Origin of the sequence: Ochrobactrum sp. EDr1-4 (genome assembly GCF_049199085.1) — a bacterium.
Taxonomy (GTDB): domain Bacteria; phylum Pseudomonadota; class Alphaproteobacteria; order Rhizobiales; family Rhizobiaceae; genus Brucella.
This window is the reverse complement of the sequence record NZ_JBLZOF010000016.1, coordinates 23763-39923: the sequence shown is the minus strand read 5'-3', so window position 1 is coordinate 39923 and position 16161 is coordinate 23763. Positions and strand designations below refer to the sequence as shown.

Below are 16161 nucleotides of genomic sequence, written 5' to 3'. Positions count from 1 at the left end.
GTAATCCGAAATCGCAGTTGGATAAACCTGCTGGGAACAAGACGCGCATGTTCTCGAATAACAATCAAAACTGTCTTCTCATTATTTATGTTACCAATGACCATGGCAGGATGTACTTGCGACTAGTAAAAAATGGTTGGGATACATCTATTTAGAGTTCGCGGTTAACAGTCGGCTTGCGCCCGGTGGGCATCCAGTGACACGTTTGAATGCGCGGCTGAAAGCAGCTTGAGACGTATAACCAAGCTTATACGCTACAGTGTCAATCGCCAGCCTGTCCCGGTTCAGCCATTGGCTGGCAAGCCGCATCCGAAGTTCGGAAGCATAGCGAAGCGGCGGAATACCAATGGTTGATTGAAAGCGCCCGGCAAAAACAGATCGGGAAATGTTGCATTCTGCCGCAAGTTCTTCCACTGACCAGTCATGGCCAGGGTTTCGGTGCAGTGCAAGAATAGCGCGCGCCAGACGCGGATCACGCAAGGCAGCCACGAGACCAGAGGCATTTTCACAACCGCATTCCACCCAGCCCCGCACGATCATGGCGGCCATAACTTCGGCCAATCGCGCGAGTACGCCTGCAAATCCGATCCGTCCTGAGCAGATTTCATTCTTCATACTGGTGAAAATGGGTTCCAGTCCCGGATAACGGTCATTATGAGCATCCGCCAGCATGAAGGGCGGCATCAGCGGACCAAGCCCCTGCATTCCGCCCAGATCGAACTCCATACAGCCATAAAATAGAATGGCGCTGGGTATCGTGCTGGTACTCGGGCAGGTGTCCACCCCACTGACCGCGTCGCCAAGAGCCGCTGTGGCAAAGCTGTCGATAGGTTGCACCGGGACACTATCATCGGACAGCAACGCGTGCTCTCCGCCTTGAGGCATGAGAACGGCGCTGCCTGCCGGTAGCCTGTGAAGACTTCCATCTGCGCTTCTTAGCAGTGCTGTGCCTACGGCAAGGTAATGGAAATAGGCATGACCCGGTCTGGCATCAAAACTCATGCCGAACTCCGGCCCCGTTTGTATGCGGCGATATTGAACCCCGCGCAGTCGCATCCCGGACAGCAACTCGCTTAGGAGGTCAGAGGATATCGCGAAGGAATTTTGAAAGGCCATATCAGGAGTTTCTATCAATTATTCAGGCCCATTAGTCATAGATCGTCCGATGGTTGATGTCTAGGTTCCGGGCCAAATTGTTTGAAAACGGAAAGAAACTGGATGACTGATATCACTTGCTGCTCCGGATTAAACACAGAGCCTGATGGCGTAATGCTTGAAGCACCCGTATCTGCGTCGTGGCTTGCAGTGTTTTCGCTGACAATGGGCGTATTCGGTCTGCTGACGGCAGAGTATTTGCCGGCAAGCCTGCTGACACCTATGGCCGCCGAGCTTAGCGTGTCCGAGGCCCTGGCAGGGCAGGCCGTTACAGTCACCGCAGTGGTGGCGCTATTTTCCGGTCTGTTTGTTCCGGTTCTGACAAGAGGGTTCGACCGGCGCATAGTTCTCCTGGCCTTCTCCACGTTGATGATTGCTTCCAATTTGCTGGTGGCGGTCTCCACCAGCATAACAATTCTGTTGATCATGCGTATTTTCCTGGGCGTTGCTCTTGGTGGTTTCTGGGCTATGGCCGCGGCTGTAACGATGCGGCTTGTGCCTCCCGCACTCCTTCCGCGCGCTCTCTCTATCGTCTTTAGTGGCATCGCCGTGGGGACAGTTGTTTCGGTGCCGTTAGGCAGCTATCTGGGGGAGTTATTCGGGTGGCGTAGTGCTTTTTATGCAGCGGCGGCTATTGGGCTCGTGACACTGTTGTTTCAGCTTTTTACCCTACCGCGGCTTTTGCCAAGTAAAACGACTGCCCGTCTTAGAACAGTGCTCGATGTCGTGCTGCGTCCAGGTATTGCAATTGGCATGTTGGGCTGCATTCTCGCGCACACCGGGCATTATGCGCTGTTCACTTATATAAGGCCATTTCTCGAAAGCACCGCTGGCGTTGGACCGGATGCGCTTGCTTTGATGCTGCTGGGCTTTGGCATAGCGAATTTTGTTGGCACTCTTCTAGGAGGCTGGTTGATGGAGCGCAGTCTGCACCTCACACTTGTGCTCATGCCAATGCTTGTTGGCGTCGCCGGTCTGGCTCTTGTCTTCCTACCTGTCTCGGGCCTTGGGCTGGCCCTTCTGGTGGCTTTCTGGGGATTGACGTTCGGCGGTGTACCCGTCGCCTGGTCGACCTGGGTTGCCCGTTCAGTTCCAGATCAGGCGGAAAGCGCCGGTGGAATGGTGGTTGCCTCGGTGCAAGGGGCCATCGCTGCCGGGGCTGCAACCGGAGGTCTCATGTTCGGCTTAAGCGGCATTGTTGGCGTGTTCATAGGTGGCAGCCTGGTGATGCTGCTTGCCGCATTGCTCATAGCACTACGTGTTAAGGTAAATGCTTCGGCAGGAGATGGAACAGGTGTGGCAAAGGTTCACCTCTGAATACCCGTCGGGTGTTCTCCGACATGTCAAAACAGTCAATCCGCGCGCAGCTCTAATATTAGAAGAAGGTTTTTACGATGATTGCTTAGTTGAATTCCGCCTGAATCTGCAGCGGCTTTTTTGTTTGGTTTTATCCAACTCAATACATATATTCTATTGAAAGTGAATTTAATTAACGTCCTCATGGAGGGCAGCCCGAAATCAAAAGCAAGCTTGATTTCGGGCAACAATCTACAAATTACGGGCTATGTTGGCGTTCGTGAAAGACGCACGCTAAGGATTTTGACTGTCACCCTGCAATCACAGCCTGGTACATCTGGAATGTGATGCACATATTCGAGGCTTTGATTCAAAAGCAAATTCCAGGCCGATATCTGGCCAGATTATCAACGTCAGACGAGATTTAACTATTTTAATGAGCTTAGTCGCAGACGTCGTTCTTATAAGTGGATGGCTGATGGAGAACCGCTGTTACCAGATTATCGCAGCTTATTACGAACCAAAGTTTGTATTAGGCAACCAGAGGAGAGGAGGCGTGCCGCAGGAAATGTGGGCTTTGCGATCTCATTCCAAACATTGGCATAGGATTTACAAGCTCTTTCAATGCTCATGAAGGACTGGCAATCGGAGAATTTGATACAATAGGCAGCGGAGTGGGTAGGGCGCACCGCAGCCAAATCTCGTTATGATGCTTTGTTCATGTCCCATACTTGCATAAGCGCTGTGACAGCAGCATCAAGATGATTGGTAGGGACATCGTCACGAGCCTCAAATGTGATCCCCATCAGGAAAGTGTGAAATAGGGTTGCTAGGCCGATGATGTCGGTTTTGGGCGACAGCTTTCCACTGTCAATCGCGCGTTTGATGCAGGCTTCAATGCTTATACGGTTTTGCGCCCGGTCTGCGACGAGCACATCATCCACGTGTCGATTCTCCGGTGAACAATTGCTGGCGCCCAGTATTATCAAACATCCAGGTGGATGAGTTTGATCAGTCTGCATTCTTGCAGACCGCCTGAGGGCACTTTCGATAGCCTCACGCGGCGGCAGATCCTCGTCCTTCAGGCTTGCTGTCACCTGACCGTAGGAGGACTGATAACGGTGGACAACCTCATCAAAGAGGGCCTCTTTGGAGCCAAAGGCTGCGTAAAAACTAGCCGGTGAAATTTCGCCCATGGCCGCCTTAAGCTGATTGAGAGAGGTCGGCTCATAGCCTTGTGCCCAGAACAGCCTCATCGCAGCATCCAGTGCCTGTTCTCTATCAAACGCCCTGGGACGTCCCGTTCGCGCCATGAGGCCCTCCATAAACTTGTTCTATACTAATCGATCCAGAAGTGCTTGCCAAGCGCAATTTACCTCAATATATGGACTGAATGATCCATATATTGAGGTGCTTGACTAATATGACTTTAACCCGACCCACAGAAGACGTTGAACGATTGCCTGTTGCCGCGCTAATGGCTCTGGCCATGACCGGCTTTATCTGCATTCTTACGGAGACACTGCCTGCAGGGCTTTTGCCTCAAATCAGTAATGGTCTGAGTGTCTCTCCATCGCTCGTCGGTCAGATGGTAACAGTTTACGCGTTGGGCTCGCTGATAGCGGCAATCCCGCTGACCATCGCCACTAGCAGCTGGCGCCGTCGGCGGGTTCTTTTATTCACGATCATCGGGTTTCTTGTCTTTAATTCTGTGACGGCGTTATCATCGAGTTATGCATTGACGCTCGCCGCGCGCTTTTTTGCCGGGATGGCTGCTGGCCTGGCCTGGAGTTTGCTGGCGGGCTATGCAAGACGGATGGTGCCCGTCCACCAACAGGGCAAGGCGATGGCGATAGCAATGGTCGGTACACCAATCGCGCTCTCACTGGGGCTGCCGATGGGAACCTGGCTTGGATCGCTTGTCGGCTGGCGCACAGCGTTTTGGATTATGTCGCTGTTGACGCTAATCCTGATTGTTTGGGTTGTGTCGAAAGTGCCGGACTATCCAGGCCAGAAGAGAGGCGAAGCCATGCCTTTGCTCCGTGTATTGTCAACGCCAGGAGTGCGACCAGTGCTTGCAGTGGTTATTGCCTGGATGCTCGCCCATAATATTCTCTACACTTATATCGCACCCTTCGTTCAACCTGCCGGACTAGAAAAGCGAATAGACCTTGTGCTTCTGATTTTTGGACTTGCTGCGCTCGTTGGGATCTGGATTGCTGGAAAGCTGGTCGATAGATTCCTGCGCGCGACTGTGTTGATAAGTCTTGCAACGTTCGCCTTGGTGGCGTTGGTGCTTGGAATGGCTTCGATGGTGCCGAGCGTCATCTATGCCGGCGTTGCCATATGGGGTCTTACCTTTGGCGGGGCCGCAACGCTACTGCAAACAGCATTGGCAGATGCTGCTGGTGATGGTGCCGATGTCGCACTCTCTATGAACGTCGTCGCCTGGAACAGCGCGATCGCCGGCGCTGGGATCCTGGGTGGCATTTTGTTGGATTCTTATGGCCCTGTCGCCTTTCCCTGGGCGTTGACTGTGTTGCTGTTTATCGCACTCGCTATTGCTGGGTTTGCAAGAGAGTATGGATTTACCCCAGGCGCCCGTCTGTCGAACTCGACTGTCGTTGGACACTAAAGCTGCAATAGCATTGGATTTGCCTGACCATTTTTGCGCGCTCTTCATTAATTCGAAGGCGAACTGTGGTCAGGCCTTAGATGTTCTCTCCCGCGCGTGATTTCATCGCTTGTATCGAGTGTGGGATGGAAGGTATTGTACAGTTTACGGGGGGCGGTGTTGTCTTGGGTGGTCATTGCGATTCCTTTCTTCTGTTGTCAGGCTCACCATTTCGCTGCCAGTGGTACAGGTCCTTCATGGGAAGGGAACAGCGGCAGAACTTCTTCGGCCAATTCCTGTATGATTTCAGCCGCAGGACGCTGTGAGAATTGGATGCCAAGAGCCGCATGGTTCACGCCCGCATTCCGCCATTCTCCTAACAGGTCGATCAGCCCGTTCCGCCCTGTTCTGAGCACGAAACCTCCCTGCAAGGGCGTGCGAGGGAAATTCGGATCGGCAACCAGATCCAGCCATTCGTTCGTCATGTGTGGTCGGAATCCACCATCTTTAATCTGCTCGCGCCAGCCACGGATATTCTGCCCTAAGCGTTTCGGCCCTTCCGACGTATGCGTTTGTTGCGGGTATGTCAGCCAGCCATCCGCGTGTTTTGCCACCCATTCGGGCGTCTGCCGGCTTGATCCTGTAACGATGAGTGGGATACGGCCGATTGCCGGCTTGGGAAGCAAATCAGCGCCACGCATTGGACCAGGCATCCCATAGATCGATGGGCTGCTTTCTGTGGTGAGACGACGAAACGACGCGACAGCTTCCGCAAAACGTTCGCCTCGTGTGTCAAAATCAATACCATAGGCTGGGAACTCGACGGGGCGATCGCCCGATGCAATGCCGAGAACCAGGCGGCCACCAGAAAGCTGATCGATGGTTGCTGCCATTTTGGCAAGATCGATGGGGTGGCGCAGCGAGAACACCGCACTGCCGGTCGCTAGCGAAACGCGCTCCGTTTTGGCGGCCAGATAGGCAAGATAGGTAAATGGATCAAATAACTGCCCGGCATCACCGAAACCTGGATCGAAGAGCGGAACATCGCGCAGCCAGACTGCTGCAAAACCACGTCTGTCGATCTCACTGACAAGATCTGTCTGTCCCTCCAGCACTGTCATGTCACCTTGATAAAAGCGTAGCGGAAGGAATATTCCAACTGTGAGCTGTTCGGGTTTGAACATTCGTCGATAGCCGGGATGCTTTGCAAAGGCTTCGGACGAAGTTCCCTCTGCAAGCTGAATGGACGACATGGGATTGGTAGCGATCGTCATGACTGATGACTTTCCTTAATTAAGTTGTTCACGGCCCGGTTGCCGGAGCCGGGAGCGATATGCCGCGCTGCACAGCAGGGCGTTCCGCTAACTGTTTGTGCCAGCGGGAGAGGTTTCGATGTTGTTTAAATGTAAATCCGCAGATCACCGCGATATGTGTCCAGCCGAAGGTGGCGATATCCGCGATGGAATACTCCTCGCCCGCCAACCAGGAATTGTCGGCCAATCGCCTGTCAAGTACTGAGAAGACGTCGTCGGTCAAGTTTCGGTAGCGTTCGATGGCAGAGGGGATTTTGTCTTTTGCGAACATTTCGAAATGGACGCGCTGCCCGAGGATCGGTCCCATGCTCGACGTATGGAACTGAAGCCATTTTATCGCTTCCCATCGCTCTCGGGGAACTTGCGGCAGAAGTTTTCCAGTTTTATCAGCCAGATAGAGCAAAATGGCTGCCGACTCAAATAAGGTTATCCCGGTGTCGTCATCCGAAATAACCGGAATGCGGCCATGGGGATTGCGGGCAAGGAAAGAGGGCTGACGATGCTCGCCACCGTCTATCCGCACATGATGCAGACGATAGGGCAGCCTTAGTTCCTCAAGGGCAATGGTCGCCTTGAAACCGTTAGGGGAGGAATCCGTATAAAGGTCGATCATTGTGACTGCCCATGTGTCGGTGGCAGTGCAGCGCCACCGCCTTGTTGGTTTTGAAGCGTTGACATTAGCAGCAGGGACAACGTGGAAGGCGCGACGGATAGAAACCACGGACAGTCATTGAAAGTGGCTTGAATATCCTGTGATGTCATTCTTGCGGCCATTCCATCATCCATGCTAAAATTGAGTTGAACTAAACTATAATCGCTTGCCATGTTGAATTAGTAACGAATGAAAATTGGCCATACAAACGATATGATCTATTGTTAGAAGTTAAGTAGGCTATACTATGAATCCTGTGCTACCCCTGCTCGCCATTCGCGCATTTGTGGAGACGGGGAGGCATCTGAGTATAAAGAGAGCCGCCGAGGCTATGGGTGTCACATCCGGTGCGGTCAGCCAGCAAATCAGACAGTTGGAAGATCGTCTCGGTGTTATGCTGTTCACGCGAACCCGCTACGGCGTCCGTCTGACGGAAGCGGCGGAAAAAGTTCATCCCGGCATGCTTTTGGCGTTTGACCAAATTGCTTCAGGACTTGAAGCGCTGGAAGCAGCCAATGCCCGACCGACTTTGACCATTAGCACGGTCCCCTCATTCGCCGCATCATGGCTGGTGCCTCGGCTTGGCAAGTTTACTAGCAGGCGACAGGATATCGAGATTCGCGTTGAGGCCACGTCAAGTCTCGTTGATCTCAGGCGAGATCGGGTGGATGTAGCAATCCGGCACGGGCTCGGTAGATATCCCGGCCTTGTTTCGGAATATCTGATGGCTCCTGTTCTCTTGCCGGTTGCCAGTCCTGCGCTGCTTGCTGCTGGGCCAGCGATAACGCAGCCGTCGGACTGCCTTGATTGGCCGCTGCTTCAGGATTCTGATCGGGCCGATTGGCAACTATGGTTTAGAGCTGTTGGCGTGGCTGATGATCCACGCGCGGAGCGTGGTGCGGCGTTCGACGACGATTATCTTCTGGTTCGCGCGGCCATCGCCGGCCAGGGCCTTGCTCTGGTGCGGGATGTCTATGCGGTCGAAGAAATTGAATCAGGTCGCCTGGCTTTAGCACTGGATCGGCCATGGCCGACCCAGTTCGCCTATTATGCGGTCACATTGCCCGATACTACCAAGCGGAAAGCAGTTCAGGATTTTATCGCTTGGCTGAAAGAGGAGTCAGGCATGAAACCGGTATAGTCTGACAGTTGCCAAGTCACGACCTTAACAAGATCGGGCAAGGTGTACTTCACCACCAAAGCCTCTTTTCATGTTCTTGACTCTAACTCTAAAGCAGAAGCCTGACATTAGATCGCCCTCGGATCCACCGAGCATTTACGTCTTAGATAATGTCTGCCGTAAACCGATGATGATCGCGTCGGGTGACGTATTTGTGTGGATGACCATTCCGTTGTGCGGTGCTCGGCGCTGTGCAGAACTCAACGATGACGTTTGTCTAAATCGTATTACCTCCGGGATAGAGAAAACATACTCAACCCTCGCGCCAGAGACGCCCTTTTAACCGCGCCTCATAACATTTGCGATGATATCGCCGTCTTCTTCTGTGATCTCGAATAATCCGAAACTGAATTTATGTAATCATTCCAACTTCTACGGCTTTCGCCTAGCCTGTACTGAAAACGGATATAGAGTTACACGGCGCGGGCCCAAGGCCAAGGCTGCTACTCTGATGGGCTTCTGCTGTTGACCTGATTACTAAGTATGATAAAGTATGCGAAAAAGGAGCTTAGTCATGTCTTCAGTGGAACGTTTGACCATTACCCTGCCCACAGAAATGGCAAGCACAGTGCGCGATGCTGTTGCTGGCGGTGAATACGCCTCTACAAGCGAAGTCATTCGTGAGGCATTACGCGATTGGGTGCGTGCGCACGACACCGAACGTCGGGATCTTGAAGCCTTGCGGGAAGCTATTCGCGCAGGGCTGGAAAGCGGCCCCGCTATTCCTGCTGAAGAAGTCTTTGCAGCGCTGCGCGCCCGCTACACCAAGGCCGGACAATGACGCCCTTTATTCGTCCCGCCGCACAGGCAGACCTTATCGAGATCGGCGATTACATCGCGATCGACAACCCGGATCGGGCGCTATCCTTTATCGCGGAATTCGAAGCGCTCATCTTTAGCGCAATTGCGGTGCGGCCGGACAGCTTCCCGGCACGACCTGACCTCGGAGAGGGCCTGCGCGTCGCGCGCCATCACCGCTATCTCGTCTTCTTCACGCACAATGCAGAACGCATCGAAGTGCTGCGCATCTTGCACGGTGCGCGTGACCTTCAGTCCATTCTGAACTGAGCCGGGAAGAGGGCAGCACGAAGGTCGTCGCCCCTCGTTTTATGGCCGCCATCGCTTCTCGACTGAGCTTATCGCTGAAGCAGTGTTGCTGCATCTCCGGTTTCTGCAGAGTTTTTGTATGGAAGATACAGGCTGGCATATGAGGGATCATCAATACCCGAGGAACAGTGCACTAGCGGGCTAATAAGCTCGGACTAGATTACGCAAATGCAATCCGTAGCCGCACCCAAAACCACATTCTTGACTGGCAATCAGCACATCTCTCAATGGGATGGGTAAGCGGTCCTACCCTTTAAGGCGTAGAGGGCTCCTCTGCGCGTAGGACGAGAACTAAAAACATTCATCCCCGTCTTTTTATGGATAGGCGTCTCAAGTGAAGTGCGATGCCGAGTGCTAAAACGAAGAGAAAACAGCTGATTTTGAAGGGTTGTAGCCGAGAGATACCATAAGAGTATGAAGCAAGAACTGGGCCTATTGTCTGCCCAATACCTTGAGCTAGAATATTAAGGCCAGCCGCTTTTCCCTGCGTGCCGGCGGCATTATCCAAGCTCAGCCCCGCCATATTCCCTGGTAACATCAGACCCAAACCGATGCCCAGGATGAGCAATGAACAAAAAATTATGCCGTAACTGGTGGCTGAGATATTTAATAGGACGGATATAACGGAAATCAGCGCGCCTCCGGCCAGTAGAGTCGATGGTTTTAAAGTCGGTAAACGCAACAAGACTATTTGTGTTGAAACCATCGCAATTGCGGTACAGAGAAATGCTGCGCCCGATCTTTCGATTGAGACATCAACAGTGAATCCCAAGGTGTCTTGCATTCTGATGGCTGTTACCTGCTGAAGAATGCTATATCCTGCGAACGATACCATCGTAATGGCCATATAAGGCCAAGATATATTGAATGCTTTGCCGAGGCTTTCCGCGTTTTCGGGCATCTCAACAGGTCGGACTTTGGGAGCGTGCATTTTATTGATTGCAATTAAAGCACATGTCAGCACAAGTGCCACAAACCCGAACGCTGTTGCAGGGTGGTTGGGAGCCACACCAAATGTAACGGCCGCGCCCGCAACGCCACCTAGTCCCGTAGTGGCGCCAAGCAACCCCATTGCTCTGGTTCGATCCGAGCGTTCGGTCGTATCAGCAATATAACCTTGGGCTGCGGGAAACATTCCGCCCGCCAGTAAAACCTGTAAGCCCCGAAATCCGGCAATTGATATCAACGCAACGCCGGCTGAAAACATACCGCTCAGGCGTAAGTGAATGACACAAGCAATAGCAGCAAGTGCTATCGCGCTTACTCCAATGGCGAGACTGAGAACAGGCCCCCGTCCCAGTCGGTCGCTCAAATGCCCCCAAAAAGGCGCTGATATCATCAATAGGAGAGCTGACAGACTCACGATCAAGCCAGCCTGGAGATCGGTGAAGCCCAAACTTCGCGCGAGTGGCGGCATTACGAGGAGAAACAGCGATTGTCCCGCTACGAAGGCGGCTACTGCGCAAAGTAAGGGTAATCGCGGCATGAAGTTCATGAGGTAGATTTACCGTGAAATATCCAAATAAAAGAGAGAATTAATTCTAATTTAATCCTCTTGTTCCGCGTGATTGGATATTTCTTTAGCATTCTTGATAAAGATATTTCTGTAATTATATTCAATCCAGCCGTTTTGGGAAAACTTGTTGAGCGTTGCGTTGACCTGCTGTCTGGATGCATTTGCCATGATGCCTAGATCATGCTGGGACAGCGGAATAGACTCATTTCCAAGCCATGCAGTTCGGTGAATGACGGAGGCGATACGGCGCGATGCGTTACGCTTTTGTAAGTCGTGTACAATGCGCACCAGAACGTCTACCGTCAAAACTGTGTTAACGCACACAGCGCGAATGAAGGCTGAGTCCTTCCTGGCCATCTGTTCCATTGCTTCCAACGGGATATGCATCATCCAGGCAGCACTCAACGCCCGCAATTCTGCGCGTCTTGGTTGCCCCGTCAAAAAAGGACCTTCACCCGTCCAGGCTCCTGCAACACCGAGGTGAACAAGACGGGGCGTCGCGCTGTCCGACGCTGTATTGATGGAGACACTGCCTGCCACAAGACCGTACATTCCGCCAAGAGGGTCGCCGACCCTGTAGATGGCCTGTCCTGGCTCGTAGCTGATGACCACGGCTTTTTCGAAAATTTCCCGCCTGAAGGGTTCAGGCATGTAAGAAAGCCAGCCATTGGCGCTCATCATCTGCTCGGCGTATTCACGTGATACTTCTTGCATATGTTTCTATGGAACTGGATGAGAGGCGCATGTTGGTTCTGCTTTTCAGCTTATCTATATTTAAAAATTATAAGCAAGAAATAAATGTAGATTTAATAAACGACCAATGAATTGTCCGGATTCGGACAGTCTCTCTTTTGAAAGCATGCATAATACTCTTGCTGCAACGAGACGTGCGCAGCAAGAGGGTGTCGCTGTCGAAGGTCGGGGAATGATGGACAAGATTTGGGGTGTGGCGGCTGGCAAAGCCGTGGTAATGAGTGCGACAATTTTGGCAGCTTTCATGGGGAGCACAGCCACAAGTGAGGCGCAGTCTTCTGCTGATGATCTTTCACAGAAACTGGCCAACCCGCTTGCCAATCTGATCAGCGTGCCGCTTCAAGGCAACTACGATTTCAAGGCTGGCGCCAAGGGCGATGGTTTTGCATTCACGCTGAATGTTCAACCGGTAATACCGTTTAGCGTGAACGAAGACTGGAATCTGATAACGCGGACGATTATCCCAATCTCTTATAGAGATTATATGCCGGGCGGGAGTGTAACCGGCCTCGGCGATATTAATGCCAGTTTCTTCTTTTCACCGAAAGAGCCCGTGAATGGTCTGATTTGGGGGGCTGGTCCTGTTTTCCTTCTGCCCACAGCCACAGACGATTATCTGGGTACCGGGAAATTCGGGCTGGGGCCAACAGCCGTTGCGCTCGTCCAGCAGGATAAATGGACGGTCGGTGGTCTTGCCAATCATATCTGGTCGGTTGCCGGTGATGGTGACAGGCAAGACGTCAGTGTCAGTCTGTTGCAGCCTTTCGTTTCCTATAATTTTGGTCATGGTACGTCAGCCTCGGTCAGCGTGGATTCAACTTATGATTGGGAGGCTTCCCAATGGACTGCGCCGGTCAACTTCGGTGTTACGCAAGTATTTCAGGTCGGCTTACAGGCGATGAGTTTCCAGGTCGGTGGCCGATATTACGCGGAAGCCCCAAGTGGTGGTCCGGATTGGGGGCTGCGCACGACCCTGACCTTCCTGTTTCCAAAATAGCTCTCAGAATACGCTTATTGCAGGGCGTTTTGACGACTCATCGACACAACTCAAATCCTAAGGTCGAGTGATGAATATGATCGGCAAGTTTGCTTTACCTCTCCTTCTTCTGGGGGCAGGAATATCTGTAGCACATGCGGCTGATGCGGTTCTTCCTGTCATCGTTCCGGAAGCAAAACCGGTCGAGAATTCCGAATGGCGTTTTGCAGCGAGCCCCTATTTCTGGGCGGCCGGGATTTCCGGGGACGTCGGCCAGTTCGGATTGCCGGCAGTTCATCTCAAATCTGATTTCGGTGATATCCTCAACGATCTCGACTTTTCTTTCATGGGTGTCGCGGAAGCGCGGAATGATCGTTACAGCTTCTTTGGCGACATTATCTATACGAAGACCACAACGGATTCGGGAACCCCACGGGGTTTCTTCGCGCGCGATGTGAGTCTGACATCGCAAACTTTCACGGGCCTGTTCGGTGCGGGATATTCCCTGTTCACAGACGGAAAAAGCAACTTCGACGCTGTTGCCGGCGCCCGTGTCTGGTACGCAAAAACTGAACTTAGCTTTTCGGGCGGCTTGCTTGATGGCGTCGAGCGTAGCGATAGCGCCACCTGGGTCGACGCTATGGCCGGATTTCGCAGCCGTTATTTCCTGTCGGACAATGTGTATCTGAGTGGCTGGGGCTTGATCGGAGCAGGTCAGGCGAAGCTCGATTGGGATGTTGCGGCCGGTATTGGCTACCAGTTTAACGAGAATATCTCCGCTGTCGCTGGCTATCGTGCCCTTGGCGTCGATTATGACCATGACGATTTTGTGTTCGATGTTGTTCAGCAGGGGCCAATGCTGGGATTGGCATTTCGCTTCTAAGCTTTGCTGTTCAATCTGTGTTTTACGAAGCTAAATCAAGATGAGGTTGGAAATGCGTTTCGACAGTCGTAACTCATGGCAAAAAAGTTCCAAGGGTAGAAGTCTGGCACTTGGCATTGCGGCCCTGGCCGCAACAACGTTGATGACCTCTCCGTCTGTTAAGGCGGCCGAGCCAGTTCAGGTCAACAGCGACAATTTCGTCCGAGCCGAGAGCGACCTGTATTTTTCAGCAGTTGTTGCGATTGGCCGCTTCGGCAAATTCGGCCACGACCGCGAGATGACGCCGTTGGATAAACAGGCCATCATCCGTATGAACCGGGACACACTCTATTCGTCAGCCGTGTTCGATCTTGACGCAGGACCTGTGACGGTCACGCTGCCTGACACTGGTGGGCGTTTCATGTCCATGCAGGTTTTCGATCAGAATCATTATACACATGGTGTCTATTATGAACCCGGCACCTACACGTTTACCCGTGAAGAGATCGGAACGCGCTATGTCTTTCCTGGCATCCGTATTCTTGCCAATCCGGAGGATCCCAAAGATGTGAAGGCAGTGCACGAACTACAGGACAAGATCACGGCTCAACAGCCGGGCGGCCCCGGCAAGTTTGAAATCCCTAACTGGGATAGCGCCAGCCGTGACAAGACCCGATCCATCATTCTGCAATTAGCCGCAGCGCTGCCGGATACGCGCGGCATGTTCGGAGCCAAGGATGAGGTTGATCCGGTTCGCCATTTCATCGGCTCGGCCATGGGGTGGGGTGGCAACCCGGAAAAAGACGCGCTGTATCTGAACCGTACGGTGGCCAAGAATGACGGCAAGGCCGTGTATAGCGTCAAGGTCGCCGAAGTACCTGTCAAAGGCTTCTGGTCAATCAGTATCTATGATGCAAAGGGCTTTTTCAGTCAGAACAAGTCGAATACCTATACAGTCAACAACCTCACCGCGACGAAGGACGCGGACGGCAGTGTGACGGTCCAGTTTGGCGGCTGCGACGGAAAGATTGCCAACTGTCTGCCGACACCAGAGGGATGGAACTACATGGTTCGCCTGTATCGCCCCGAGGCTAACATTCTGGATGGAAACTGGGAATTTCCTCTAGCGGAGGAAGTGAAATGAAGCGACGGACGTTTCTTGCCGGCACTGCTGCGTTGATGGCGCTGCCATCATTGCCATCCTTCGCACAGGACGACATCAGGGCGTCGGCCCGTGAGGCTTATATCTACACCTATCCGATGGTGAAGAACTATCTCACCATGTACCAGTATGCGCTCGAGCCCGGCGGTGGCCAGTACAAGGGGCCTTTCAACACAATGGTCAGTATTGCCCGGGTCTATACACCCGAGGACACAGCGATCATTACGCCGAACTCGGACACGCCATATTCCTTCATTGTCTTCGATCTGCGGGCCGAGCCTGTTGTGGTAACAATGCCGTCGATTGAGGAGGATCGGTATTACTCCCTTCAACTGGTCGATCTTTACACCAACAATGTCGATTATCCGGGTACGCGGGTCGATGGTAATGACGGTGGCGACTTTCTGATCACGGGCCCCGGTTGGAAGGGCGATGTACCGAAAGGTATCAAGCGTGTTATCGAAATGCCGACGACGCTCGCCATCGGCATTGTCAGGACACAGCTCTTCTCGGCGACTGACCTCGACAGGGTGAAGGAGATTCAGGCAGGCTACAAGGCGGCAGTTTTGTCTGCTTATGCCGGCACCCCGAAACCCGATGCGCTTCCATCAATCGCCTGGCTGCCGATATCCGACGAAAAGATGGTATCGGATTATTGGGCGCTTGCTGCCTTCCTGCTCCAGTTCGCCCCACCATATCCGGGAGATGAGCCGCAGCGTGAGAATCTCGCCAGTCTCGGCATCCGACAGGGCGAAACGTGGCCGGGCGTAAACACGCCTGCCGATACAGTGGCCCTAATGAATGAAGTGGCGATAGCGACGGAAAAGGAAATTCGCGAGGAAGCCGGCCGGCTGACCGATTCATTCAAATTATTCGGTACGCCCGAATTCATGAAGGGCAAGTACATGGTTCGTGCCGCAGCCGCCCAAGGCGGAATTTACGGCAACACAGTACAGGAAGCCCTTTATGTGATTTACGCCCTCGACGGGAAGATGACACCGCTGAACGGTCAGACTGGTAATTATACTTTGACGTTCTCGCCGGAAACATTGCCGCCCGTCGATGCATTCTGGTCGATAACCATGTATGATAGGGCCAAGCAGTTACTCGTCAAAAACCCTATCAATCGCTACCTTATTAACTCGGCGATGCTCAGCGAGCTCCAGAAAAATGACCTTGGGGAAATAGTACTCTATCTGCAGCACGAAAGTCCAGGATCGAACTTTGAATCGAATTGGCTTCCTGCTCCTCACGAACCATTTTACGCCGTCATGCGACTATATCTGCCCAAAGCTGACGCGATCGAGGGGCGTTGGAAGCCGCCAGCGGTCAGTAAAACTTAGGAACTAACATTGCAGCACCGGTGCCTCTTAGAGCGGTGCTGCATTAATATCTCTGTTTTTTAGCATGCCGCATTGAAAATACTATTCATGATTTCCGCCCAGGACGATAAGCGGCCAGACGGCAAAATCACCAATCCCAAGTATATCAAATCAATTCCGCAAAAGCTTTTTGTGCATCACGTCTGACTTTGATAAAGCAGTCGTGTTCTTGACCGGCAATCAGATGATTGGA

15 protein-coding genes are annotated in these 16161 nt (G+C 52.8%); 9 read left to right on the top strand and 6 right to left on the bottom strand.

Annotated features, from left to right (window positions below; translation table 11 throughout):
• Nucleotides 1-147: 147 nt before the first annotated feature.
• The gene (locus tag ACOZHT_RS23630; protein ID WP_421566899.1) at nt 148-1116 is read right to left on the bottom strand and encodes an AraC family transcriptional regulator; all 969 of its coding nucleotides are present in this window, start codon (nt 1114-1116) and stop codon (nt 148-150) included.
• A gap of 102 nt (nt 1117-1218) precedes the next feature.
• Between ACOZHT_RS23630 and ACOZHT_RS23625 the strand changes: the two genes are divergently transcribed.
• Entirely contained in the window at nt 1219-2472 is a 1254-nt protein-coding gene (locus ACOZHT_RS23625) for an MFS transporter (RefSeq protein ID WP_421566897.1), read from the top strand.
• Between the two features lie 683 nt (nt 2473-3155).
• Here the strand turns inward: ACOZHT_RS23625 and ACOZHT_RS23620 are convergent.
• Nucleotides 3156-3764: a TetR/AcrR family transcriptional regulator gene (locus tag ACOZHT_RS23620; RefSeq protein ID WP_421566895.1), complete on the bottom strand. Its 609-nt coding sequence runs from the start codon at nt 3762-3764 to the stop codon at nt 3156-3158.
• Nucleotides 3765-3874: 110 nt separating this feature from the next.
• On the opposite strand from ACOZHT_RS23620, the gene ACOZHT_RS23615 reads away from it, so the two are divergent.
• A complete protein-coding gene (locus ACOZHT_RS23615) occupies nt 3875-5086 on the top strand; it encodes an MFS transporter (protein ID WP_421566893.1) in 1212 nt (403 codons plus the stop codon).
• A 203-nt stretch (nt 5087-5289) separates the two neighbouring features.
• On the opposite strand, the gene ACOZHT_RS23610 is transcribed toward ACOZHT_RS23615, so the two are convergent.
• Together ACOZHT_RS23610 and ACOZHT_RS23605 are read right to left on the bottom strand one after the other, a co-directional pair.
• Nucleotides 5290-6339, bottom strand: coding sequence for an LLM class oxidoreductase (locus ACOZHT_RS23610; RefSeq protein ID WP_421566891.1), 1050 nt, complete (start codon nt 6337-6339; stop codon nt 5290-5292).
• 28 nt (nt 6340-6367) lie between these two features.
• Entirely contained in the window at nt 6368-6991 is a 624-nt protein-coding gene (locus ACOZHT_RS23605) for a glutathione S-transferase family protein (protein WP_421566889.1), read from the bottom strand.
• Between the two features lie 286 nt (nt 6992-7277).
• Here ACOZHT_RS23605 and ACOZHT_RS23600 point away from each other — a divergent pair, with 286 nt between their 5' ends.
• The 3 genes from ACOZHT_RS23600 (at nt 7278) to ACOZHT_RS23590 (ending at nt 9278) form a co-directional block, all read left to right on the top strand.
• Nucleotides 7278-8171 (top strand): LysR substrate-binding domain-containing protein, encoded by an 894-nt coding sequence (locus ACOZHT_RS23600; protein WP_421566887.1) that lies wholly within the window; start codon nt 7278-7280, stop codon nt 8169-8171.
• 553 nt (nt 8172-8724) lie between these two features.
• Nucleotides 8725-8991 (top strand): type II toxin-antitoxin system ParD family antitoxin, encoded by a 267-nt coding sequence (locus tag ACOZHT_RS23595; protein WP_094543872.1) that lies wholly within the window; start codon nt 8725-8727, stop codon nt 8989-8991.
• Complete coding sequence (locus ACOZHT_RS23590; RefSeq protein ID WP_421566885.1) at nt 8988-9278, top strand: type II toxin-antitoxin system RelE/ParE family toxin; 291 nt, start codon at nt 8988-8990, stop codon at nt 9276-9278. Before ACOZHT_RS23595 ends, ACOZHT_RS23590 begins: the two co-directional genes overlap by 4 nt.
• A gap of 340 nt (nt 9279-9618) precedes the next feature.
• On the opposite strand, the gene ACOZHT_RS23585 is transcribed toward ACOZHT_RS23590, so the two are convergent.
• Both ACOZHT_RS23585 and ACOZHT_RS23580 read right to left on the bottom strand, forming a co-directional pair.
• Nucleotides 9619-10812: an MFS transporter gene (locus ACOZHT_RS23585; RefSeq protein ID WP_421566883.1), complete on the bottom strand. Its 1194-nt coding sequence runs from the start codon at nt 10810-10812 to the stop codon at nt 9619-9621.
• Nucleotides 10813-10863: 51 nt separating this feature from the next.
• Complete coding sequence (locus ACOZHT_RS23580; RefSeq protein ID WP_421566881.1) at nt 10864-11511, bottom strand: Crp/Fnr family transcriptional regulator; 648 nt, start codon at nt 11509-11511, stop codon at nt 10864-10866.
• A 181-nt stretch (nt 11512-11692) separates the two neighbouring features.
• On the opposite strand from ACOZHT_RS23580, the gene ACOZHT_RS23575 reads away from it, so the two are divergent.
• From ACOZHT_RS23575 to ACOZHT_RS23560, 4 genes are all read left to right on the top strand, one after another.
• Entirely contained in the window at nt 11693-12583 is an 891-nt protein-coding gene (locus tag ACOZHT_RS23575) for a transporter (protein ID WP_421566879.1), read from the top strand.
• A gap of 76 nt (nt 12584-12659) precedes the next feature.
• A complete protein-coding gene (locus ACOZHT_RS23570) occupies nt 12660-13445 on the top strand; it encodes a DUF481 domain-containing protein (RefSeq protein ID WP_421566877.1) in 786 nt (261 codons plus the stop codon).
• 52 nt (nt 13446-13497) lie between these two features.
• Entirely contained in the window at nt 13498-14568 is a 1071-nt protein-coding gene (locus ACOZHT_RS23565; RefSeq protein WP_421566875.1) for a DUF1254 domain-containing protein, read from the top strand.
• Nucleotides 14565-15929, top strand: a complete 1365-nt coding sequence (locus tag ACOZHT_RS23560) for a DUF1254 domain-containing protein (RefSeq protein ID WP_421566873.1) — start codon at nt 14565-14567, stop codon at nt 15927-15929. Before ACOZHT_RS23565 ends, ACOZHT_RS23560 begins: the two co-directional genes overlap by 4 nt.
• The last annotated feature ends 232 nt before the right edge of the window (nt 15930-16161 follow it).